The organism is Streptomyces sp. NPDC059455 (assembly GCF_042750115.1).
GTDB classification, from domain to species: Bacteria; Actinomycetota; Actinomycetes; order Streptomycetales; family Streptomycetaceae; genus Streptomyces; species Streptomyces endocoffeicus.
This window is the reverse complement of the sequence record NZ_JBHYVB010000194.1, coordinates 1-19,675: the sequence shown is the minus strand read 5'-3', so window position 1 is coordinate 19,675 and position 19,675 is coordinate 1. Positions and strand designations below refer to the sequence as shown.

The 19,675-nt window shown below is 69.6% G+C and carries 22 protein-coding genes and 2 pseudogenes; 11 read left to right on the top strand and 13 right to left on the bottom strand.

What is annotated here, in order from left to right:
* Positions 1 to 157: 157 nt before the first annotated feature.
* From ACFXB5_RS42820 to ACFXB5_RS42795, 6 genes are read right to left on the bottom strand one after another with little or no spacing between them, the layout of a single operon-like run.
* A complete protein-coding gene (locus ACFXB5_RS42820) occupies positions 158 to 499 on the bottom strand; it encodes an ArsR/SmtB family transcription factor (RefSeq protein ID WP_385219002.1) in 342 nt (113 codons plus the stop codon).
* A gap of 4 nt (positions 500 to 503) precedes the next feature.
* Positions 504 to 941: a (2Fe-2S) ferredoxin domain-containing protein gene (locus ACFXB5_RS42815; RefSeq protein ID WP_385218991.1), complete on the bottom strand. Its 438-nt coding sequence runs from the start codon at positions 939 to 941 to the stop codon at positions 504 to 506.
* On the bottom strand, positions 938 to 1,957 hold the full coding sequence (locus tag ACFXB5_RS42810; RefSeq protein ID WP_385218990.1) for a WD40 repeat domain-containing protein: 1,020 nt from the start codon (positions 1,955 to 1,957) through the stop codon (positions 938 to 940). The genes ACFXB5_RS42815 and ACFXB5_RS42810 overlap by 4 nt, the downstream gene beginning before the upstream one ends.
* On the bottom strand, positions 1,954 to 2,976 hold the full coding sequence (locus ACFXB5_RS42805; RefSeq protein WP_385218988.1) for a CobW family GTP-binding protein: 1,023 nt from the start codon (positions 2,974 to 2,976) through the stop codon (positions 1,954 to 1,956). Before ACFXB5_RS42805 ends, ACFXB5_RS42810 begins: the two co-directional genes overlap by 4 nt.
* The gene (locus tag ACFXB5_RS42800; protein WP_385218986.1) at positions 2,977 to 3,246 is read right to left on the bottom strand and encodes a hypothetical protein; all 270 of its coding nucleotides are present in this window, start codon (positions 3,244 to 3,246) and stop codon (positions 2,977 to 2,979) included.
* The gene (locus tag ACFXB5_RS42795) at positions 3,198 to 3,656 is read right to left on the bottom strand and encodes a Fur family transcriptional regulator (protein ID WP_385218984.1); all 459 of its coding nucleotides are present in this window, start codon (positions 3,654 to 3,656) and stop codon (positions 3,198 to 3,200) included. The genes ACFXB5_RS42800 and ACFXB5_RS42795 overlap by 49 nt, the downstream gene beginning before the upstream one ends.
* Before the next feature lie 173 nt (positions 3,657 to 3,829).
* On the opposite strand from ACFXB5_RS42795, the gene ACFXB5_RS42790 reads away from it, so the two are divergent.
* Both ACFXB5_RS42790 and ACFXB5_RS42785 read left to right on the top strand, forming a co-directional pair.
* Positions 3,830 to 4,912, top strand: a complete 1,083-nt coding sequence (locus tag ACFXB5_RS42790; RefSeq protein WP_385218983.1) for a permease — start codon at positions 3,830 to 3,832, stop codon at positions 4,910 to 4,912.
* The gene (locus ACFXB5_RS42785; RefSeq protein ID WP_385219000.1) at positions 4,909 to 5,724 is read left to right on the top strand and encodes a TIGR03943 family putative permease subunit; all 816 of its coding nucleotides are present in this window, start codon (positions 4,909 to 4,911) and stop codon (positions 5,722 to 5,724) included. The genes ACFXB5_RS42790 and ACFXB5_RS42785 overlap by 4 nt, the downstream gene beginning before the upstream one ends.
* 61 nt (positions 5,725 to 5,785) lie before the next feature.
* Here ACFXB5_RS42785 and ACFXB5_RS42780 read toward each other — a convergent pair whose 3' ends face one another.
* Together ACFXB5_RS42780 and ACFXB5_RS42775 are read right to left on the bottom strand one after the other, a co-directional pair.
* Positions 5,786 to 6,178 (bottom strand): SCO5389 family protein, encoded by a 393-nt coding sequence (locus ACFXB5_RS42780; RefSeq protein ID WP_385218981.1) that lies wholly within the window; start codon positions 6,176 to 6,178, stop codon positions 5,786 to 5,788.
* A 47-nt stretch (positions 6,179 to 6,225) separates the two neighbouring features.
* A complete protein-coding gene (locus tag ACFXB5_RS42775) occupies positions 6,226 to 7,209 on the bottom strand; it encodes an AAA family ATPase (RefSeq protein WP_385218979.1) in 984 nt (327 codons plus the stop codon).
* Positions 7,210 to 7,416: 207 nt separating this feature from the next.
* Between ACFXB5_RS42775 and ACFXB5_RS42770 the strand changes: the two genes are divergently transcribed.
* From ACFXB5_RS42770 to ACFXB5_RS42755, 4 genes are read left to right on the top strand one after another with little or no spacing between them, the layout of a single operon-like run.
* On the top strand, positions 7,417 to 8,355 hold the full coding sequence (locus ACFXB5_RS42770; RefSeq protein ID WP_385218978.1) for a metal ABC transporter solute-binding protein, Zn/Mn family: 939 nt from the start codon (positions 7,417 to 7,419) through the stop codon (positions 8,353 to 8,355).
* 14 nt (positions 8,356 to 8,369) lie between these two features.
* On the top strand, positions 8,370 to 9,278 hold the full coding sequence (locus ACFXB5_RS42765; protein ID WP_385218998.1) for a metal ABC transporter ATP-binding protein: 909 nt from the start codon (positions 8,370 to 8,372) through the stop codon (positions 9,276 to 9,278).
* Entirely contained in the window at positions 9,265 to 10,179 is a 915-nt protein-coding gene (locus ACFXB5_RS42760; protein ID WP_385218976.1) for a metal ABC transporter permease, read from the top strand. Before ACFXB5_RS42765 ends, ACFXB5_RS42760 begins: the two co-directional genes overlap by 14 nt.
* Positions 10,176 to 11,054, top strand: coding sequence for a metal ABC transporter permease (locus ACFXB5_RS42755; RefSeq protein ID WP_385218974.1), 879 nt, complete (start codon positions 10,176 to 10,178; stop codon positions 11,052 to 11,054). The genes ACFXB5_RS42760 and ACFXB5_RS42755 overlap by 4 nt, the downstream gene beginning before the upstream one ends.
* Before the next feature lie 78 nt (positions 11,055 to 11,132).
* Here ACFXB5_RS42755 and ACFXB5_RS42750 read toward each other — a convergent pair.
* From ACFXB5_RS42750 to ACFXB5_RS42740, 3 genes and pseudogenes are all read right to left on the bottom strand, one after another.
* Positions 11,133 to 11,699: pseudogene (locus tag ACFXB5_RS42750) on the bottom strand (pyridoxal-phosphate dependent enzyme); the annotation flags it as partial.
* Entirely contained in the window at positions 11,696 to 13,165 is a 1,470-nt protein-coding gene (locus ACFXB5_RS42745) for a Y4yA family PLP-dependent enzyme (protein WP_385218972.1), read from the bottom strand. The gene ACFXB5_RS42745 and the pseudogene ACFXB5_RS42750, both read right to left, overlap by 4 nt.
* A gap of 144 nt (positions 13,166 to 13,309) precedes the next feature.
* Complete coding sequence (locus ACFXB5_RS42740) at positions 13,310 to 13,486, bottom strand: hypothetical protein (RefSeq protein WP_385218970.1); 177 nt, start codon at positions 13,484 to 13,486, stop codon at positions 13,310 to 13,312.
* A gap of 944 nt (positions 13,487 to 14,430) precedes the next feature.
* On the opposite strand from ACFXB5_RS42740, the pseudogene ACFXB5_RS42735 reads away from it, so the two are divergent.
* From ACFXB5_RS42735 to ACFXB5_RS42725, 3 genes and pseudogenes are all read left to right on the top strand, one after another.
* A pseudogene (locus tag ACFXB5_RS42735) lies at positions 14,431 to 14,787 on the top strand (integrase core domain-containing protein); the annotation flags it as partial.
* 114 nt (positions 14,788 to 14,901) lie between these two features.
* Positions 14,902 to 15,090, top strand: a complete 189-nt coding sequence (locus tag ACFXB5_RS42730; protein WP_385218969.1) for a hypothetical protein — start codon at positions 14,902 to 14,904, stop codon at positions 15,088 to 15,090.
* A complete protein-coding gene (locus ACFXB5_RS42725; RefSeq protein ID WP_385218967.1) occupies positions 15,051 to 15,248 on the top strand; it encodes a hypothetical protein in 198 nt (65 codons plus the stop codon). The genes ACFXB5_RS42730 and ACFXB5_RS42725 overlap by 40 nt, the downstream gene beginning before the upstream one ends.
* Positions 15,249 to 15,498: 250 nt before the next feature.
* Here ACFXB5_RS42725 and ACFXB5_RS42720 read toward each other — a convergent pair whose 3' ends face one another.
* Entirely contained in the window at positions 15,499 to 16,338 is an 840-nt protein-coding gene (locus tag ACFXB5_RS42720) for a LysR family transcriptional regulator (protein ID WP_385218965.1), read from the bottom strand.
* Between the two features lie 93 nt (positions 16,339 to 16,431).
* Here ACFXB5_RS42720 and ACFXB5_RS42715 point away from each other — a divergent pair, with 93 nt between their 5' ends.
* A complete protein-coding gene (locus ACFXB5_RS42715) occupies positions 16,432 to 17,169 on the top strand; it encodes an SDR family oxidoreductase (RefSeq protein ID WP_385218996.1) in 738 nt (245 codons plus the stop codon).
* A gap of 304 nt (positions 17,170 to 17,473) precedes the next feature.
* On the opposite strand, the gene ACFXB5_RS42710 is transcribed toward ACFXB5_RS42715, so the two are convergent.
* On the bottom strand, positions 17,474 to 17,626 hold the full coding sequence (locus ACFXB5_RS42710; RefSeq protein ID WP_385218963.1) for a hypothetical protein: 153 nt from the start codon (positions 17,624 to 17,626) through the stop codon (positions 17,474 to 17,476).
* 547 nt (positions 17,627 to 18,173) lie between these two features.
* On the opposite strand from ACFXB5_RS42710, the gene ACFXB5_RS42705 reads away from it, so the two are divergent.
* Positions 18,174 to 19,415, top strand: coding sequence for an alkene reductase (locus tag ACFXB5_RS42705; RefSeq protein ID WP_385218961.1), 1,242 nt, complete (start codon positions 18,174 to 18,176; stop codon positions 19,413 to 19,415).
* The last annotated feature ends 260 nt before the right edge of the window (positions 19,416 to 19,675 follow it).

Sequence of the window (19,675 nt, the reverse complement as noted above, 5' to 3'; positions counted from 1 at the left end):
GGGCGCCCGCCCCACCCCCCCCCCCGCCCCCCGCGGCGGCCGCGGGCCCCCCCCCCCCCGCCCGGCCCGCCGCCCCCCCCCCCCCCCCCCCCCCCCCCCCGCTCCACGCGTCGGTCTCCACGGCAGTGTGGTGGCCGGGTACGGCGCGGGTCGGAAGTCAGAGTGTGTCGCGGATGCCGAGGCGTAGGCGCTCGATGTGGTGGACGGCCTGGTCGAGGAATTGGGCCACGTGGTCGTCATAGAGGCGATAGACGATGCGGCGGCCGTCGCGGCGCCCGGTGACCAGGCCGAGGGTGCGCAGGAGACGGAGTTGATGGGAAACGGCGGACTGCTCCATGCCGACCTCGGTGGCCAGTTCGGTGACAGAGTGGGGAGATTGCCGCAGGGCCGTGAGGATCAACAGCCGCGACGGGGTGGCCAGGGCCTGGAGCGTGGTGGCGACGGACGCTGCCGTGGCGTCGTCGAGGCGGGCGGTCGCGAGGATGTCGCGACCGCCCATGGCCTCATCGGCGTGCACGTCCGCGTCCGCGGGCGCGTGCCCGCGTCCGGGCTTTTCCCGGTGGGCGGATGAACTGCAACTCGAGCGTGGCCGACGGCTGGGCCAGGCCCGGACCGCCGGCGGCCACCCAGCGGAAGAGGTCGTCCATGCAGTCGTCGTCGTTGGCCCACCCGATCCAGGTCGCCCGGCCGCCCTTCGCACGCCCGGCTGTGGCGGGCTGGAACTCGATGACGTTGGCTTGACCGCAGGGGCCGAGGCAGCCCGTCGTGCGGACGGCGAGGCGGCCGGCGGATTCGGCGGCCGCGGCGCGCAACTGGTCGAGTTGCCGCTGATGGTCGACATAGGGCTGCTTGCGCGGGTTGCCGCAGCAGCAGCCCCGGCAGACGACCAGGGTGCACGGCCGGTCGCGGGCGGCCCCGATTGTGGCCTTAACGAGACTCACAGCGTGGTCCGGGAAGGCAGCCGGTGGGCGCGTATCCGGCCGTCCCGGTACGCGGAGACCAGCAGCTCGGGCCCGGCCCAGGTCAGAGCGGCGACGGTCGTATCGCCGTCCAGGATGCGGGCAGGGGAGAGCCGGGATTCGGGCCGCCCCGCGGTGGCCCGCCACAGCGCGACCGTGCCGTCGGCGCCACCGCTGGCCAGATGGCCGCCCCCGCCGGGACGCCAGGCCAGCGCGGTGATGGTCTCGTGGCAGCGCAGGGAGCGGGGGGCCGTGCCGGCGGGGCCCTTGCCGGAGAAGTCCCAGACGGTCACGTCGGCGGCGAGCCAGAAACCGGTGTCGTCGAAGGCGAGGCGGGAGACCTTCTCCGGGTAGCCGGACATGGTGAGCTCGCCCGCATCGCGGGTGCGCCAGATGTGGATGGAGGCGTCCTGGTTGCCGCTGCAGATCCACCGTCCGGTGGGGGCGACGGCGAGCGCGAGGTGCGAGCCGATGTAGGGGTAGGTCATCACCGGCTTGAGGGTGTGCCGTTCGTGGCAGCGCACGGCCCCGTAGGCGGCGACGGCCAGCCGCCGCCCCTGGCGCAGCCAGGCGAGGTCGGTGACGGTGCTGGCAGCGGGCTCGGTGGCCCACCGTTCCTCGCCGTCCGGGGTGAGGACGAGGGCACGGCGTCCGGCGGCGATGGCGACCCGCTCGTTGTCCGCCCACGCCGCTGTGGAGGACCAGGCGCCGGTTTCGTGAACCGTCGTACGGCCGTCCTCCCTGCGCCACAGGGCGTAGCCGGTGGGCCCGGTGGCGGCCGCGTGCCGGGCGTCCGGGGCGAGGGCCACGCCCAGTGCCCCGCCGGGCAGTTCGAAGGTGTCGATGCACGCACCGGTGGTGGCGTCCAGGATCCAGAGCGTGCCCGCCGCGCCCGCGACGGCGAGCAGGTCCTGGCGCACGTTGAGAGCGACGGGCGCGTCGTCGACGGCGGCGTCCCAGGCGGTGGCGAGGTCGGTGTCGGATGCGGTGATGCTCATGCGGCGGCTCCGGCGGTGGCCAGGCAGTCGGCGAAACCGCGCTCCAGGGCCTCTCGGTCGAGGTTGCGGCCGATGAAGACCAGCCGGTTGCGGCGTTCCTCACCGTCGCGCCAGTCGCGGCCGAACTCGCCGACGAGCAGCATGTGCACGCCCTGGAAGACGTACTGCTTGGGCGCTTCGGCGAGGGTGAGGATGCCCTTGGAGCGGAAGATGTCAACGCCCTTGGTCCGCAGCAGAGTTCCCAGCCACCGGTTGAGGCGTTCCTCGTCGAGCTCGCCGGTCAGGTCGATGCCGACGGAGGTGACGGTGGTGTCGTGCTGGTGCTCGGTCTCGGTGAGGAAGCTCGGATCCTCGGCGAGCACCCGTTCCAGGTCGAACGCGCCGACGTCCAGCACCTGGGGCAGGTAGATTTCGGCGTGCTGGGCGGGGATGATCTGCACGCCGCTATTGATGGCACGAATGCGGTCGGTGACCTCGGCGATGGCCGACTCGTCCACCAGGTCGGTCTTGTTGAGCACGATCCGGTCGGCGAAGGCGATCTGCTCGACGGCCTCGTTCTCCACGCCCTCGGGCTTGACCTCGTCCAGGTGCTGGAGGACGTGCGCGGCGTCGACCAGGGTGACGATGGCGTCAAGCCGCAGTTGGGCGGCGATTTCGTCGTCCATGAAGAAGGTCTGGGCGACGGGGGCGGGGTCGGCGAGACCGGTGGTCTCGATCAGGATGTGGTCGAACTTCTCCCGCCGTCGCATCAGCGCGCCCAGGATGCGGATGAGGTCTCCGCGCACGGTGCAGCAGATGCAGCCGTTGTTCATCTCGAAGATCTCTTCTTCGGAGTCGAGGACGAGGGCGTCGTCGATGCCGACCTCGCCGAACTCGTTCTCGATGACGGCGATGCGCAGTCCGTGCTGCTCGGTGAGGATGCGGTTGAGCAGGGTGGTCTTGCCGGAGCCGAGGAAGCCGGTCAGGACGGTGACGGGGACGCGCTCGTCACGGGGCTCCTCGGGGGTGGGCGTGGTCATTCAGGCTCCTTCGGAGGACGGGGTGAGCAGGGCGGTTCGCAGGTCGTCCTCGGTGATCTCTTCGGCGGTGGTGTGCAGGGCCCATCGGCGGGCCTGGCCATTCATGGGAAGGACGGCGATGACCGTTTCCAGGGGTGGGCAGCCGGGTTCGGAGCAGGCGAGTTGCCGGATGACGACGGCTGTGTCGTCGTCAAGTCCGAGCAGGCGCCGTACGGACTGCCTCAGCTCGCGCAGCTGCGGGCTCTGCCCCGGACGGGCTCCCAGTGGCATGGCGGCGGTTCTCCTTCGTCGGTGGCGGGTTGACAGTCGCCGCAGAGGCCGGTGAGTTCGACGGTGTGCTCCACCGCGGCGAATCCGGTGTCCGCTCCGACCCGGTCGGCCCATCGCTCCACGATCTCGGAGTCCAACGGCCGACTTCGGCCGCAGCAGCGGCAGATCAGGTAGTGACGGTGTCCGTCGGCGGGCCGCGGGCGGTAGAGCCGTTCTCCCGCCTCGTCGCGTACGACGTCGACGCCACCCGTAGCCTCCAGATCCCGCAGGGCCCGGTAGACCGTGGTCAGCCCGATCGGAACGTCGGCCGCGGTCAGCAGCGCGTGCAGTTCCTGCGCGGAGACGAAGTCCTGACAGCCGGTGAGGACGCGCAGGACGGCGGTTCGCTGCCGGGTCCTCCGGCTGCTCACGGCGGATCACCTCACTGGCGCTCGGCGGGAAGCGGTATGCATAGACTCTAGATGAAAATGAAATCCATGACCATGTGATTGCCCCTTCATGCGTGATGGTGTGTCTGCCGCCCGTCCGCCGCCGCTAAGGTGAGCCCGGATGCCGCCGTGACGAAAGCCATATGAGGAGACGAATGGACAGTGATGTCGATATAGCGCCGCCGCATGAGAGCGGCAGCGGCCGGACGCTGCCGCGGCGCCCCGACGGAGCGGACGGGGCCGACGAGTCCGGTGGACTGCGCACAGCGGCGCGCGTCGCCGTTCAGGCGCTGATCGCTGGGGCCCCGGTGGTGCTTCTCGGCGGAGTCGCGATCGTGCTGGGGCCGGACATCACCACAGCGCTCGACGATCGGGCGGTGGCGGCGTGGCGGACGGTGTTCACCGCGATCGTCATCCAGGGCGTGCCGTTTCTGCTGCTGGGCACGGTGGTGTCGGCCGCCATCAGCGCGTTTGTACCGGCGTGGGTGTTCACCCGGGTGCTTCCGCGCAATCCGGTGCTCGCCGTACCCGTGGCCGGTGCCGCCGGGGTGGTGCTACCGGGGTGTGAGTGCGCTTCGGTGCCGGTGGCCGGGAGTCTGATGCGGCGCGGGGTGGCCCCGGCGGCGGCGCTGGCCTTCCTGCTGTCGGCCCCGGCCATCAATCCGATCGTGCTGGTGGCGACCTATGTGGCCTTCCCCGGCAACCCCTGGATGGTCGCCGCCCGTCTGATCGCCTCGCTGCTGACCTCCGTGGCCATGGGCTGGCTGTGGATCCGGGCGGGCCGTGAGGAGTGGCTGCGGCTGCCGAAGGGGCCGGCCGGGCACACGCCCGGCGCTAGCCGCGCGGAGGAGTTCCGGCTCTCGCTCCAGCATGACTTCCTGCACGCCGGGGGCTTCCTCGTGGTCGGCGCGGCGGCCGCCGCCACGTTCAACGTCGCTGTGCCGCACTCCGTACTGCGGCTCTTCTCCGACTCCCTGTGGCTCTCGCTGCCCATGCTGGGGCTGCTCGCGGTGGTCCTCGCGGTCTGCTCGGAGGCCGACGCGTTCGTCGCCGCCTCGCTCACCGGGTTCTCCCCGACGGCTCGGCTCGCCTTCATGGTGGTCGGTCCGATGGTGGACCTGAAGCTCATCGCCCTCCAGTCCGGCACTTTCGGGCGCGCCTTCGCGGTGCGCTTCTCGTCGGCCACCTGGGTGGTGGCGGTGGCGTGCAGTGGTCTTGTGGGGTGGTGGCTGCTGTGAAGCGCAATGTCCAGGTGCTGCTGCTCCTCTTCCTCGGGGTCGGTCTGCTGCACATCTCCCTGCTGACCGATCTGTATCTGCGCTATGTGCGCCCGGGGCTGCGGCCCGCGCTCGTCGCCTCGGGGGTGTTGCTGATCGCGCTCGGCGCGGTGAGCGCCGCCCGCGACGGCTTCCCGTTCAACCGCCCGCGCACGCATGGCGATGCGCAGGACCAGGACCAGGACCAGGACGACGATCAGGACCGGGGCAACGATGCGGACCACGGCCACGGCCACAGCCACGCGGGCGGGCCGAAGGTCGCCTGGCTGCTGTATGTACCGGCCCTGACTATTCTGTTCCTGGCGCCACCCGCACTCGGCTCGTACACCGCCTCCCGCGACGACGCCAAGGCCCCCAAGGCCCCCGCCTCCACCACCGGTGAGAGCCTTTTCGCGGACCTGCCCGACAAAGGCGTTGTCGAGATGTCGCTGAACGACTTCAGCTCCCGGGCGGTCTGGGACACCGATCGCACCCTGAAGGGCCACACCGTGCGCCTCACTGGCTTCGTCACCCCGGGCCGCCACGGCGCCTGGTACGTCAGCCGCCTGGTCATCAGCTGCTGCGCCGCCGATGCGCAAGTGCGCAAGGTGCGGGTGCACGGGCCCGCCGCTCCGCCCGCCGACACCTGGGTGACGGTCACCGGCACCTGGCACCCCACTGGAAAGCTGGGCACCGACGATGCCAGCCCGGCCCTCGACGTCTCCACCGTCGACCGCGTTCCCGCGCCCAAGGACCCTTACCACGATGTGGTGGTCACCCCGGACAGTCGCTGAAGGGGCGGCGGCGCACCTGAGCCCCAGACCAGCGGCCCGGGGCTCAGGTGCGCCGCGCGGCTCAGCAGTCGCGGAACTCGGCTGACTGGTTGAGGATCTGGGAGCGCGTGGAGGTGAACTTCGCATAGGTGGCGCCGTGGTCGTCCCCGGGCCGGAACGCGGCCACCCGGTGGCAGTTCATGAAGGCCAGGGTGATGCCGAAGTGGCGTTCCAGGCTGCCGCGGATGGCATTGCTGGCCAGGGCCCGTAGCAGCTGTCCGCGTTCGGCTTCCGACGGGGGCGGGGTCTGGTTGTCGGCGAACTCGGCGTCACCCTCGCGGAGCTTGTCCGCCAGGCCGGCGATGAGGTTGTAGGCGTACGGAAGCGACTCGCGAACGGTGGCGACGAAGTCCCGTTCCTGGATCTCGCCCTTTTCGGCCTGGGCGAGGAGCTCCGGTGTGACGTTCAGTGACATGGGATGCGGGTCCTATCGACTGGGTTGCGGATGCGGATGGGCGGGGTTCAGCTCGATGCCGTGGGGGCGGCGATGAGTGCCTCGGACAGAGCTGCCGGTCCGTGCTGGAAGTCGGGGTCGACCTGGGTGCTCAGGTCCTGGCCGGTGGCGCGGTCGGCCCAGGCGCGGGCATTGCGCAGATGGAACTCGACCGCCTGCCGCTGGAAGGTCTCCCAGTCCTTGGTGCGGCTGTCCACCGCGATGCGCAGCTCCTCCAGCGCCAGGCGGTGCTCGGGTTCCAGCTCCCCGGTGTGGCGGCCCTGTTCGCGGGCGCGGACCCAGTCGGAGTGGCCGAAGCAGACCAGCAGGTCGTCGCCGACGTGCTCCTTGAGGAAGAGCCGGTCGTCCTCGCTGGTCACCTTGTTGCCGACCACGGCGAGAGGCACGCCGAACTCGGTGGCGTGGTCCTTGTACTGGTGGTAGACGGACACCCCCTTGCGCGTGGGCTCGGCCACCAGGAAGGTCATGTCGAACCGGGTGAACAGCCCGGAGGCGAAGGAGTCCGCGCCGGCCGTCATGTCGACCACGACATACTCGCCGGGGCCGTCCACGAGGTGGTTCAGATACAGCTCGACGGCGCCGAGCTTGGAGTGGTAGCACGCGACACCGAGGTCCTCCTCGGTGAACACGCCGGTGGTCATCAGCCGGACTCCGGCGATGTCCCGGACGTGGCGGGTGTGCACCGGGTCGGGCCCGAGCGGCCGCAGCAGGCGGGAGCCGCGCCCCGGGGGAGTGGTCTTGACCATGGCGTCGGCGGAGGCGATACGGGGATTGTCGCCGCGCAGATACTCCTTGATCCCGCCGAGGCGCGTGCTGAGCGGAACGATCTCGCGCAGTTCGTCCTCCTCCAGCCCCAGTGCCACCCCCAGATGCTGGTTGATGTCGGCGTCGATGGCGACGACGGGCGCGTTTGAGCGAGCCAGGTGCCGGGAGAAGAGGGCGGACAGCGTGGTCTTGCCACTTCCGCCCTTGCCGACGAACGCGGTGCGCATGGCTGCGCATCACCTCCAGGTGAATATGAATGTCATGTCCGAGGTTTGAAGACTTCCCGGATCACGGCTTCCCTGTCAAGTTGCCGCCGGTGAAGGGGAGATGGGGTGCGGAGCGTCGCCGTTTGCCCGGCGGGGCGGGGTCAAGTTCTGGAAATCATTTTCACCTAGCCTCATGGTGTTCGTTCCGCCCCTGAGGAGCCCCCTGCCATGAGATCTGCCGTAGCCCACCGCATACGTCCCCGCGCCCTCGCCGGTTGTGCCGTCGCCGTCGCTGTGCTCGCCGGCACCAGCGCCTGTTCCACCGCTTCCTCGGACACGTCCGATGGCTCCGCCTCGGGCAAGGGAGCGTCCGGCAAGGTGATCCAGATCGTGGCGGCGGAGAATTTCTGGGGCAGCATCGCGCAGCAGCTGGGCGGCAGCCACGTGCACGTCAAGAGCATCATCGACAATCCCGCCGCCGACGGGCGCGCCGTCGCCACCGCCCGGTACACGATCGTCAACGGCATCGGCTACGACGCGTGGGCCGACAAGCTGCTCTCCGCCAACCCGGGCGGCGACCGCGCCGAGCTGAAGATCGGTGACCTGGTCGGCCTCAGGCCGGGCGGAAACCCCCACCGCTGGTACGCCCCGGCCGACGTCCACAAGGTGATCGAGAAGATCACCGCCGACTACAAGAAGATCGCCCCGGCCGACGCTGCCTACTTCGACGCGCGGAAGAAAGCCTTCGAGGCCACCACCCTGGCCCCCTACAGCCGACTGGTGTCGGACATCAAGCCCACCTACACGGGTACGCCCGTCGGCGCTTCCGAGTCCATCGTCACGCCACTCGCCCAGGGCCTCGGCCTGAAGATGGCCACCCCCGAGTCCTTCCTCGATGCCATCAGCGAGGGCACCGACCCCACGGCGAAGGACAAGACCGCCATCGACCAGCAGATCAAGAACAAGAAGATCAAGATCTACGTCTACAACAGCCAGAACTCCACCCCGGATGTGCGGGCCCAGGTGACGGAGGCCAAGGCGGCCGGTATCCCGGTGGCCACGGTCACCGAGACCCTCACCCCGGCGGGTGCCTCGTTCCAGGACTGGCAAGTCCGCCAGCTGAAGGGCATCCGGAAAGCCCTGGCCGAGGCGACGGGCAAGAAGTAAGGACGGTGGGGACGATGGCCCGGATGCGGGAGGCGGCGCAGTACCGCGTACCGCCGCAAGCCACTACGGCCGGACGCCGCGACGGAGGCGGGGGCATCGTGTCCCTGCGCGGCGCGGCCGTACGGGTCAGCGGACGTACCCTGTGGTCCGGCGTGGATCTGGAGGTTGGCGCCGGGGAGCTCACGGCCGTCCTCGGACCGAACGGTGCCGGCAAGTCCACCCTGATCAAGGTGATTCTCGGGATCCTGCCGACCGCCGCGGGCGAGGTACGGGTCCTGGGCGAGGCTCCCGGCCGTGCCGGGCACCGGATCGGCTATCTGCCACAGCGCCGCAACGTCGATCCGTCCCTGCGCATCCGCGGCCTCGACGTGGTGCGCATGGGCCTGGACGGCGACCGCTGGGGCGTTCCGCTGCCGCTGCCCCTGTGGCTCAGCACCCGGCGCCGGGCGGCTCGGGACCGTGTCGCCGAAGTCATCGAACTCGTCGGGGCGAGCGCGTACGCCCATCGGCCGCTCGGGGAGTGTTCCGGGGGTCAGCAGCAGCGGCTGCTGATCGCCCAGGCGCTCGTCCGCAGACCCGAATTGCTATTGCTGGACGAGCCGTTGGACAGCCTGGACCTGTCCCATCAGGGTGCGGTGGCGGCGCTCCTCGGGCGGATCTGCCGTGCGGAGGGCGTCAGCGTGGTGATGGTCGCGCATGACGTCAACCCGATCCTTCCCTGGCTGGACCGGGTGCTGTACCTGGCCGAGGGCGCCGCTGCCGCGGGCCCGCCACAGCAGGTCATCACCACGCGGACACTCTCGCGGCTCTACGGCGCGCCGGTGGAGGTGCTGCGCGCGGGCGACGGGCGGCTGGTGGTCGTCGGAGGCGGGCACGGCACAGGGGGAGGAGGAGGCCATGGTCACCACCATGAGCTTGACTGACGCCTATCCGGTCTGGTCCTGGAACCCGGTGACCGACCTGCGGGCCATGTGGGCCTTCCCGTTCATGGTCAACGCCTTCCGGGCCGGCACTGTCGTCGCCGTCCTCGCGGGTGTCATCGGCTGGTACATGGTGCTGCGCCGGCAGAGCTTCGCCGGCCATACGCTCGCCCAGGTCAGTTTCCCGGGCGCTGCGTTCGCCACCCTGCTGGGCATCAGCCCGGTCGTCGGATACTTCGCCTTCTGCGTCGGCGCCGCCTTGGGCATCGCCGCCATCCCGCGCGCCGGACAGGGCGGCAGCGGCCAGGAAGCGGCCCTGACCGGGACGGTCCAGGCGTTCGGGCTGGCCTGCGGGTTCCTCTTCGTCGCGCTCTACAAGGGCTTCCTCGGCGGGATCAACTCCCTGTTGTTCGGCAGCTTCCTCGGCATCACCACCACGCAGGTGGCCGTCCTGGCGGCTGTGGCGGCGGCGACGCTGGCCATGCTGGCGCTGATCGCACGGCCGCTGCTGTTCGCCTCGGTCTATCCCGGTGTCGCCGCCTCACGTGGGGTTCCGGTACGTGTCCTGTCCGTGGCGTTCCTCGTCCTGCTCGGTACGGCAACTGCGGCGACCAGCCAGATCACCGGAACTCTGCTGGTCTTCGCCCTGTTGGTGATACCCGCCGCCACCGCTCGGCAACTCACCGTCCGGCCCGGCACCGGACTGGCCGTTTCGGTGCTGATCGGGCTGGCCGTGACATGGACCGGGCTGATCGCCGCGTACTACTCGCCATACCCGATCGGGTTCTTCGTGACCACCTTCGCTCTGGGTGTCTACGCTTTGGCCCGGCTCGCGCGTGTCCTCGCACAGGTCCTTGCCCGGCGTGCCCCGGCGTCCGTCCGCCTCTCCGGGAGTGCGGTATGAGCGTGTTCACCGCGTTCGACCACGCGTACTTCACGCATGCGCTGCTGGCCGGGACGGGGATCGCCGCGGCGGCGGGTCCGGTGGGGTACTTTCTGGTGCTCCGCGCTCAGGTGTTCACCGGGGACGCGCTCGGCCATGTGGCGTTCACCGGAGGGCTGGCGGCGCTCGCGCTCGGCTACGACCTGCGGCTGGGATTGTTCGCGGCGACCGTGGTGTTCGCCGTGCTGATCGGCGCGTTCGGGAGCCGAGGTCGCTCCGACGATGTGGCCATCGGCAGCGTCTTCGCCTGGATCCTGGGCCTGGGCGCCTTCTTCCTCACCCTGTACAGCACCCGCGGTGCCGCTCATGGCACCGCGGGGGTGAGCGTGTTGTTCGGCTCGATCTTCGGCTTGTCCGCGGGCCAGGCGAGGGTGGCGGCGCTGGCGGCCGCCGCGATCTGCGCGTCCGTGGCGCTGATCGCACGGCCGTTGCTGTTCGCCTCGGTCGACGAGGCGGTGGCCGCGGCGCGCGGTGTGCCCGTACGGGCGCTGGGCCTGACGTTCCTGGTTCTGGTGGGGGCCTGTGCCGCCGAAGCCACCCAGGCGGTCGGCTCCCTGCTGTCGCTCGGCCTGCTCGCCGCCCCCGCCGGAGCCGCCCACCGGCTGACCGCCCGCCCGTACCACGCCTTGGCCTTGTCGGCCGGACTGGCGGTGGCCGAGTTGTGGGCCGGGCTGGGGCTGAGCTATGCCGCGCCGCGGCTGCCGCCCAGTTTCACCATCCTGGCCGTCGCCACCGCCGTCTACCTCGCGACGCTCGTCACTGTGCGGCCCCAGCGGGGTCGCACAGTGACATCGCGGGCGGTACGGGGCAACGTACCGGGGCGGCCACGGCTCTGACCGGCACGGGGCGGAAGTGGTCAGTGGTCGTCCCAGTGGTCCTGGTGCTGGGCGTGGCGGTGTCCGTCGTGGACGTAGGGCCCCCGCGGTGCCCACGCAGGCGATGAACCAGTCCGGGGCGTTGCCGTCCAGATCCTTCACGATCTCGGGGCCGGTGCCGGTGACGTGTGCCTCGGTGTTGCGGGCGTTGAAGTACTGGTCGGTGTGCAGATAAGCGTCGCCGGATTCGGCGAGCGTGCGGTGGAAGAGGGTGAGCGGGTCGTCGGTCGCGGTCGGGTCCAGGCATTCGCTCTGCCCCGGCAACTCCTCGATCTCCGCGCCCAGCAGGAGGAGCAGATCTTTGATCTCCGGGATCCGCATCCGGTTGGTGACGCTCTTGAAGGACAGCCCGTGCATGCCCGCGATGACAGCCAGGGCCTTGGCGGTGTTGCCGCTGGAGAGCTCCACCACCTGGCTGCCGGACTCCATCGCGGTGGCCAGATGCGGCCGTGCCATGTTCCACGCGGCCCGGTCCTTGACCGAGCCGAACGGATTGAGCAGCTCCAACTTGGCGTACAGGTCAATGTGGCGCAGCCCGTGCACGGCCGGGTCCAGGCGCACCAGCGGGGTGTTCCCGATGGCCTCGGTGATGCTGTCGTACCTCACTGCTGTCCCCCAGGAGGTGTGATCGGCCAGTACTGCTCGTCCAGACACCAGCGCCACTCACCGTCGCCGTCCTGCCAGGCGGCGACCTTGCGGGCGACGGGCTGCCGTTGCGCGTGGGTGGCGTGGAAGTCCATGCAATACGCCGCAGTGTTCACAAACGCCATCAGATCACCGGGCGCGGGGCGGTTGGGCAAGAACACGATCCGCCGTGTGATCAGGTCGGACTCCAGACACAGGCTTCCGAAGAGATGGGCCGCTACGGGTCCCGTGCCATGGTCGGCCACATCGGGCGCGCGTGGCAGGAGCACGGGATCCATGAGAACGCCGTGCTCCTCCAGCCCGATGTCGTCTGCTGTGGCCGCGAGGCGCACCCACAGCGGCCCGGCGCCGGTGTCCCGGGTCTCGACCACCTTCGCCACGGTGAGCCCGCACTGGTCGAGCAGCGCGCGGCCGGGCTCGGCGTAGAGGTCGTAGAGGTGCTCCAGAAGCAGCGTGGCCAGCTTCCGGCCGCTGAAGGCCAAGGCGGGGCGGGACAGCAGGTCATCGAGATACCGCTCACCGGCGACCGGACGGTAGGCGGGGTACAGGCCGAGCGTGCCGCGCAGCGTCCCGCCGTCCTCGCGCAGGCCGTAGCCGTGCCCGCCCCAGGTCAGGGACGGGCGGCTGCCCAGCACTGCGGTGGCGAGCTCGGTCGTGTACTGCTCCCATTGCGTGGCATGGGCGAGGTAGTTGACGCCGAATCCGCCGCCGATGTCCACGGCCCGCGGGGCCAACCCCCGGGCGCGGCACTCCTCCAGAGCCACCAGGCAGCCTTCGAGCGCGACCGCCTTCTCCGCCGGGGACGTGGTGTCGAGGTGATAGGCGACACCGGTCAGTTCCACGGCGTCGCCGTACCGCTCGGCGGTCTTCAGGACGGCGTCCAGCTCCCGTATGGGCGCCCCGAAACGGCTGCGGCGGGTCAGCATCTTGACCCCAGCCGACTCGAAACCCGACAGGCGCAGCAGCACCCGGACCCGCGGCAGCCCCTGCGCGCGCACCAGCGCCGCGAGCTGGTCGAGCTCGACTGCCGAGTCGAGGCTCACGGTGACTCCGGTCCGGGCGGCCAGCCACAGGAACTCCGGGTCCTTCGGCCCGGTGGCCATGATCAGGGCCGGAGCGAATCCACAGCCCAGGGCGTGCTGCAGCTCGCCGAGCGAGGCCACGTCCACCCCCGCCCCCGTCGTGACCAGCCGCCGCAGCAGGGCGCTGGAACGATCTGCCTTGTGCGCCAGGAAAGTCCGGCCCGAAAGGTGGTGCTTGGAATACACCGACCGGAATCGCTCCACGTTCTCGCCGATCTGGTCGGGCAGCACCAGACCCAGCGGTGACCCCAGCGCGTCAGCGAGGGTATGCAGAAAGCCGGAGGAGCCCAGCAGGGAACTCACCCTCGGCGATACGCGCGGCTCCAGGTACAAGGCGCCGCTCATCCCGAGGCAGCCTCCCCCCTGTTCGCGGCGACTTGATTGGCGTTCTGGGAGGAGCTGTGCCCCTCACGATGGACCGTTACGCCGATGTCGCGGCTTTTGGCTCATACTGAACATGGGCGTGGATTCCATGTGCAGATGGCTTCATCAGGTCGATGGCTTCATCAGGTCGTACGAGACGGGTGCGGGCGCTTCCCCCGTGATCCGGCCTTTGCGCATCACGGCGACGCGGTCGGCGAAATGCCGCACGATGGCCATGTCGTGGCAGATGAACAGGTAGGACATGCCGAGCTGTTCCTCAAGGCCGAAGAGGGGGTTGAGCACCCCGCCTGTATGGAGGGGCCGAGCGCCGACGCCTGCTCGTCGAGGACGAGCAGGCGCGGATTACCGGCCAGGGCTCGGGCATGAGCACGCGGGGGCGCGGTTGATCCTTGCCCGGGCGCTTGTTGGTCGGCATCGATCCCGTCGCCCGCGCGGCACTGCGGGCCCGTGCCACTGTCCGCGAAGCGCCCACCTGGGGCGGTTCACTCTTTGGGCTGGGTTTCCCGTTGCTGTCGGGCCCGGATGCGAGCGTCCTGGCAAGCTGGGGGCTGTGGCCGGTGATCGTGATGGGATGGTGGACCGGGGTGGCCCGGGTGACGGCGCGAGTAGCGCCGGTTGCCGTAGGGACGTGCGTTTCGAGTTCCGTATCGACACGGTTCAGGGCCCCGAGGCGGAAGCTCTGGCTCGGCAGCAGGCGGCCGCAGGGTGTAGCGGTGCGCCCCCCGGCAGGGCGCCACACAGAAGGATGACCTCGCTGACCTGCGGAATTCGGTCGGCAGGCTGGTGATCAAGGGCAGTTTCGTACCCGTGTCGTGGGGCGGAGCGGGCCGATGAATGGTGAGAGGCCGGCACGCGTTGGTGGCCGGTCGGGGGCTGCTTTCGAGCGGGCGGTCACGCTTCGGGCGGTGACGGGGATCATGGCGGCGGCGGTGGGGCTGACGTTCTGTTCGGCTTCGGCAATGTGTCGACTCTGGCGCTGCGGTTGGGCGTGCCGCCCTGGGTGGCTGTGGGGCTCGGTTATTCATCGCTGCTGGTCAAACGCCCCACCCGGAGTGCTGAGAGCTGCGACCGTGATGGGATGATCGTGTCGCTTCTGTACCAGGTGACTCGATGTCTTCTCTCCGTCCCGGCAATGCTTCTGCGGCGGGACACCTCGAAGGAGGCCGAACTTCTCGTCCTGCGCCACGAAAACGCCGTGCTACGACGCCAACTACAAGGACGAGTATCGATACCGCGACAGCAAGTACACCGATGCCTTCGACGTCGTGTTCCAGACCGAGGACATCGAGATCATCAAGACACCGGTCCGCGCACCGAAGGCCAACGCCCACTGCGAACGAGTGATCGGCACCCTCCGCCGAGAAGTCCTCGACCACAACTTCATCCTTGGTGAAGGTCACGCGCGCCAGGTCCTGGCCACATACCAGAGGCACTACAACGCGCACCGCCCCCACCGGGCCCGATGCCAACTACCTCCCCAAGCTCACGGGCAACCACCTCCGGTCCTGGAGCCGACCAGCCGCAGAGTCCTGCGCACCCGCATCCTCGGCGGCGTGATCAACGAGTACAGATATGCCTCTTGACCAGGAGCGACAATTATTCGAGCCCCACACGGGAGTTCGTCATCACCGTGGATGACGCGGCTTCCGCCGCCTCGTTGGGCAACCGGCTGCGGAAGGAGGGCTGAAGGAGTGCTGGTGGAGATCGACGCGGACTCCAAGGACCCCATCGGCGACCAGATCGCCGCGCAGATCCGCGGTCATCTGGTCTCCGGCCGGCTGCGTACCGGCGACCGGCTGTCCTCCCCCGGGATCTGGCCCGCTCGCTGCGGATCTCGTTCCACACTGTGCTGCGTGGATACCAGACCCTGGCCACCGAGGGCCTGATCGATCTGCGTCGCGGGCGCGGAGCGATCGTCATCCGGGAGATCGACCCGGGCCGTGCGCGGTTGGAGGCGCTGGCACGGGAGTTCGCGCAACTCTGCCGTTCCCTGGGAACGGGCCGGGACGACGCGCTGGCGCTGATCGCGTCCCACTGTGACTGACGGGGACCAGTGGTCCGGCCTGCCGGGTCGTTCACAGGCGACGCTTCGTGGCCACGGCGCGCCAGTGGCCCGCGCGCGTGCAGCCACCACTTCAACTTCAGCCAGCCGGTGCGGCTGTGGCGGGCGATCGTGGTGGCGATGTCCGCCCAGGGCCAGACAGTCAAGGACGCTACCTTGCTGATGCAGGAGCGTAGAGTTGCCGGTTGCTTGATCGGGGCTGTCGTTGGGTGGCCGCCCTCCTCATCCGGGTTCAAAGACGTGTTGCAACGCGGATCAGGTCGGCAACTGTGCGAAGGCGGCTGTGCGGCGGCCAGGCGATTACCGTTGTCACGGGCGGAGCGTCCAGGACCGGTACGGCGGCGAGGTCCCGGCGCAGGTCGGCGCTGGCTGACTCGGGAATGACCACGGTGGTACGGCCGAGCGCGATGAGCTGGAAGAGCTGTGTCAGGTTCCGTATCTCTGCGCCCGGTCCCTCTGGGTAGCTGCCGCCGGGGCCGGGCCAGCGCGCCATCGGGAGCGTTGGCAGGGTGGTGATGTCGGCCATCCGGATCTGGGAGCGGCTGGCGAGCGGGTGTGAGGCCGGCAGGATCGCGACCTGTCCCTCGGTGCACAGGGTTTCGGTGTCGAGCCCGGCTGCTGAGTCGAAGGGCAGGTGCAGCAGAGCTACGTCGGCTTGCCCGTCCCGCAGCAGCTGCTGGTGCTGGTGTGCCTCGCAGAGCAGCAGCTCGACGGTGGCTGCGCCGGGTTCCGCGGCGTAGGCGTCGAGCAGTTTCGTCAGCAGTTCGCCAGTGGTGCCGGTTTTGATGGCGAGGACGAGGCTGGGGTGTGGTGTCGCGGCCCGTTGGGTACGCCGCTCTGCTGCGGTCACCGCGCTGAGGATTGCGCGTGCTTCGGCCAGCAGCACGGCTCCGGCGGCGGTGAGCGTGACCTTGCGGCTGGTGCGTTCCAGCAGTGCGGTTCCGAGCCGTCGTTCGAGCTGGGTGATCGTGCGGGACAGGGGCGGCTGGGCTATCCCGAGGCGCTGGGCGGCCTTGCTGAAGTGCAGCTCCTCGGCGACGGCGACGAAGTACCGCAGCTCGCGTATTTCCATGTGCCCAGGCTAATGACGGCTCACGGCTGATCGATATCGTTCGGGTATTGCTGCACTACCGAGAGGGTGTTGGTGCCCGGCCGCGGCGCGGGCATGCTCGCTGTCATGAGCGAGAAGACGATCGCGCTGGTCACTGGCGCGAACAAGGGGATCGGGTACGAGATCGCGGCCGGGCTGGGTGCGCGGGGCTGGAGTGTCGGTGTCGGCGCCCGGGACGAGCAGCGTCGGGAGGACGCCGTGGCGAAGTTGCGCGCGGCTGGTGCCGACGCCTTCGGCGTGCCCCTGGACGTGACCGACGAGGAGAGCGTGATCGCCGCGGTCCAGCTGATCGAGGAGCGTGCGGGGCGGCTGGACGTACTGGTCAACAATGCCGGCGTGGCCGGCGGCTGGCCGGAGGAACCCACGACCATCGACCTCGAGACCGTGCGGCGGCTGGTGGAGACCAACGTCATCGGCGTCATCAGGGTCACCAATGCGATGCTGCCGTTGCTGCGCCGTTCGGCGCACCCGCGGATCGTCAACCAGTCCAGCCATGTCGGTTCCCTGGCTCTGCAGACCACGCCTGGTGTCGACCTCGGGGGGATCAGCGGGGCGTACGCGCCGACGAAGACCTGCCTCAACGCCGTCACCATCCAGTACGCCAAGGAGCTGAGCGGCACCAACATCCTGATCAACAATGCCTGCCCTGGTTACGTGGCCACCGACCTCAACGGATTCAGCGGGACTCAGACTCCCGAGCAGGGCGCGGCGATCGCCATCCGGCTGGCGACCCTGCCGGACGACGGCCCGACCGGCCAGCTTTTCGACGACAACGGGGTCGTCCCCTGGTGACCTGACCCTCGGACGCGTTCCCCGTCGATCAGGGCGTTGTACCAGCGGATGTGGGCGGCGATGGCGGCGTTCTGCTCGTCGTGCGTTTGGTGGTCCATGCCATTGAGAGCGAAGCAGCGCGGCGAACTCGGACTCGATCCAGTTCAGCCAGGAGCCGTAGGTAGGAAGACCAGCTGGACGTGCGGCCCAGGGACGGGCCTCGGCGTGCTTGTTGCGGGGAGAAGCTGTCCAGGGTTTGAGGATCCGGTAGTAGATCGGACCGGTGGCCGGCTCGAGGGCTGCGAGCGTGTGAATCACCCCGTCGCTAGCGGTTGTAGGTGGCCCGCAGGCGCCGAGGCTTGGCCGCCAGGCGCCAAGCCTTGGCCTTGCGCGGCATCAGGTTCAGCGGGCCGAGCTCATCGACGCATATCACCCCGTCGGCCAGCGGTCTGTCGTATAACGCCAGGATCCAGTGCATGTTGGCGATGAAGTCGCGGTCGGTGGACGCCTTCCACGTCGTGGTGGCCCGCTAGCTAGGAGACCTTGCCCTCGCGCAGGATGCGCCGCAGGGTCTCCGGGCTGGTCCTGGGCACGACGTGGCGGTCGACGAGGTGGGGGCGTGGGCTGACGGGCGCGTTACATGATCAGGGACCGGGACTTCGAGCAGTTCTTCAACGGACATCGGTAGCACCAGGGCATTGCCAACGCTCGCCCGCTGCCCCCGTTGCCGCCAGCGATCGCCGACCCGGTGCAGATTGCCCGCCTCGACATACGACGTCGTGATCGCCTCGGCGGCATCCTTCACGAATACCGGGCCCGGTGGCGGCATTGCCCGGGCTGCTGTCGGTGGAGACCGCGCCGAGTATGCGGGTGGTCAAGGGGGCGTCTCCGATCGTCGGATAGCGCCGCGTACGAGGCCCTTCGTGTCGGATAGCGCCCACTGGGACGGTGTTCCTGCCGCGGGGCTCAGCGCGAGGGGATTGTGGCGGGGCACGAAAATACATCACTCCGAGAAGGAATTCCCGATGCCCAACGCATTCGACCCGGTCACCATCGGACCGCTTACCCTGCCCAACCGCGTCGCCATGGCCCCGCTGACCCGCCGCCGCGCCTACGGCGACGGCCTGTCAGCGACCCCGCTCATGGCCGAGTACTACCGGCAGCGCGCGACCGCCGGGCTGATCGTCGCCGAAGCCGCCCAACCCAGTCGTGTCGGCCAGGGCTACACCGACACCCCCGGCCTGCACGACACGGCGCAGGTCGCGTCCTGGCGCCCGGTCACCGAAGCCGTGCACGAGGCGGGCGGCCGGATCTACATACAGCTCATGCACGCCGGCCGTAACAGCCACCCCGAACTCCTCGGCGGCGGGCTGCACCCGCTCGCGCCGTCCGCGTGTGCCGCCGAAGGCGTCGTGCGCGTCCACGGCGGCGAACCGGCCGTGCGCAAGCCGTACCCGATACCGCAAGTCCTGACCATGCAGGGCATCGCGGATACCATCGCCGACTTCGCCGATGCGGCCACGAACGCAATCGACGCCGGGTTCGACGGTGTCGAACTGCATGGAGGCTACGGTTACCTCATTCAGCAGTTCCTCTCCGGCAACGCCAACCGCCGCACCGACCGCTACGGCGGCAGCGTCGCAGGGCGCGTCCGGTTCCCGCTCGACCTCGTTGATGCCGTCGCCGCGCGCATCGGATCCGAGCGGCTCGCACTGCGGATCTCCCCTGGCTGCACCGCGTTCGGCCTCGACGAGCCGGACCTGCACAAGCTCTACCTGACCCTGGTCAACGGTCTGCCACGCGACCTGGCCTACCTGCATGTATTCGAGTTTCCGGGCCACCGCGACCTCACGGTGAAACTGCGGGAGCACTGGGCAGGAGTGTTCATGCTCAATCCGCACGAGACCCACCACGACTGGCCCGCCGGCCCCCGGCAACTGCGCCTGGTCGACGACGGGCTGGCGGACATCCTCTCGTTCGGGACGCTGTTCATCTCCAACCCCGACCTCGTGCACCGCCTCCGCCTCGGCGCGCCGCTCGCCGAAGCCGACGAGACCACGTTCTACCGCGGCGACCGCCGCGGCTACACCGACTTCCCTGCCTGGGGGAAGTCCTCTCGTGACCGCTGTCCCGCGCAGCGCGATCGCGTGGTCACCGGTGCCAGCAGTCGCATCAGCCGCGCAAACGCCGCAGGCTCGACCTTGCCGACCGGTCGGCCGCGTGCGGGGGTCGAGCCTTGCTGTCCCCGCTCTCTACTCGCTCAGTGACCGCAGCGTGAGGGCGGCCGCCGGTCCGGCCAGATCGGGGCCGCCCTCAGTCGTGCCGCCCCGCCCCGCAACAACCAAGATCACCGGGTAGCAAAGGGAAGGCTGCGCGTTGGTATCCGGCTCTTGGCACGAGGGGTGGCTCGCGGGAGGGGGGTCCTTGCCATCGGGCCTTGACCCGCAGTCTTGGACACGGGCTATGCGGCTTGGGCCAGGGTAGTTGATGTTGTGTCGAGTGCTGTCTCGTAGGCGATGGGACTGCG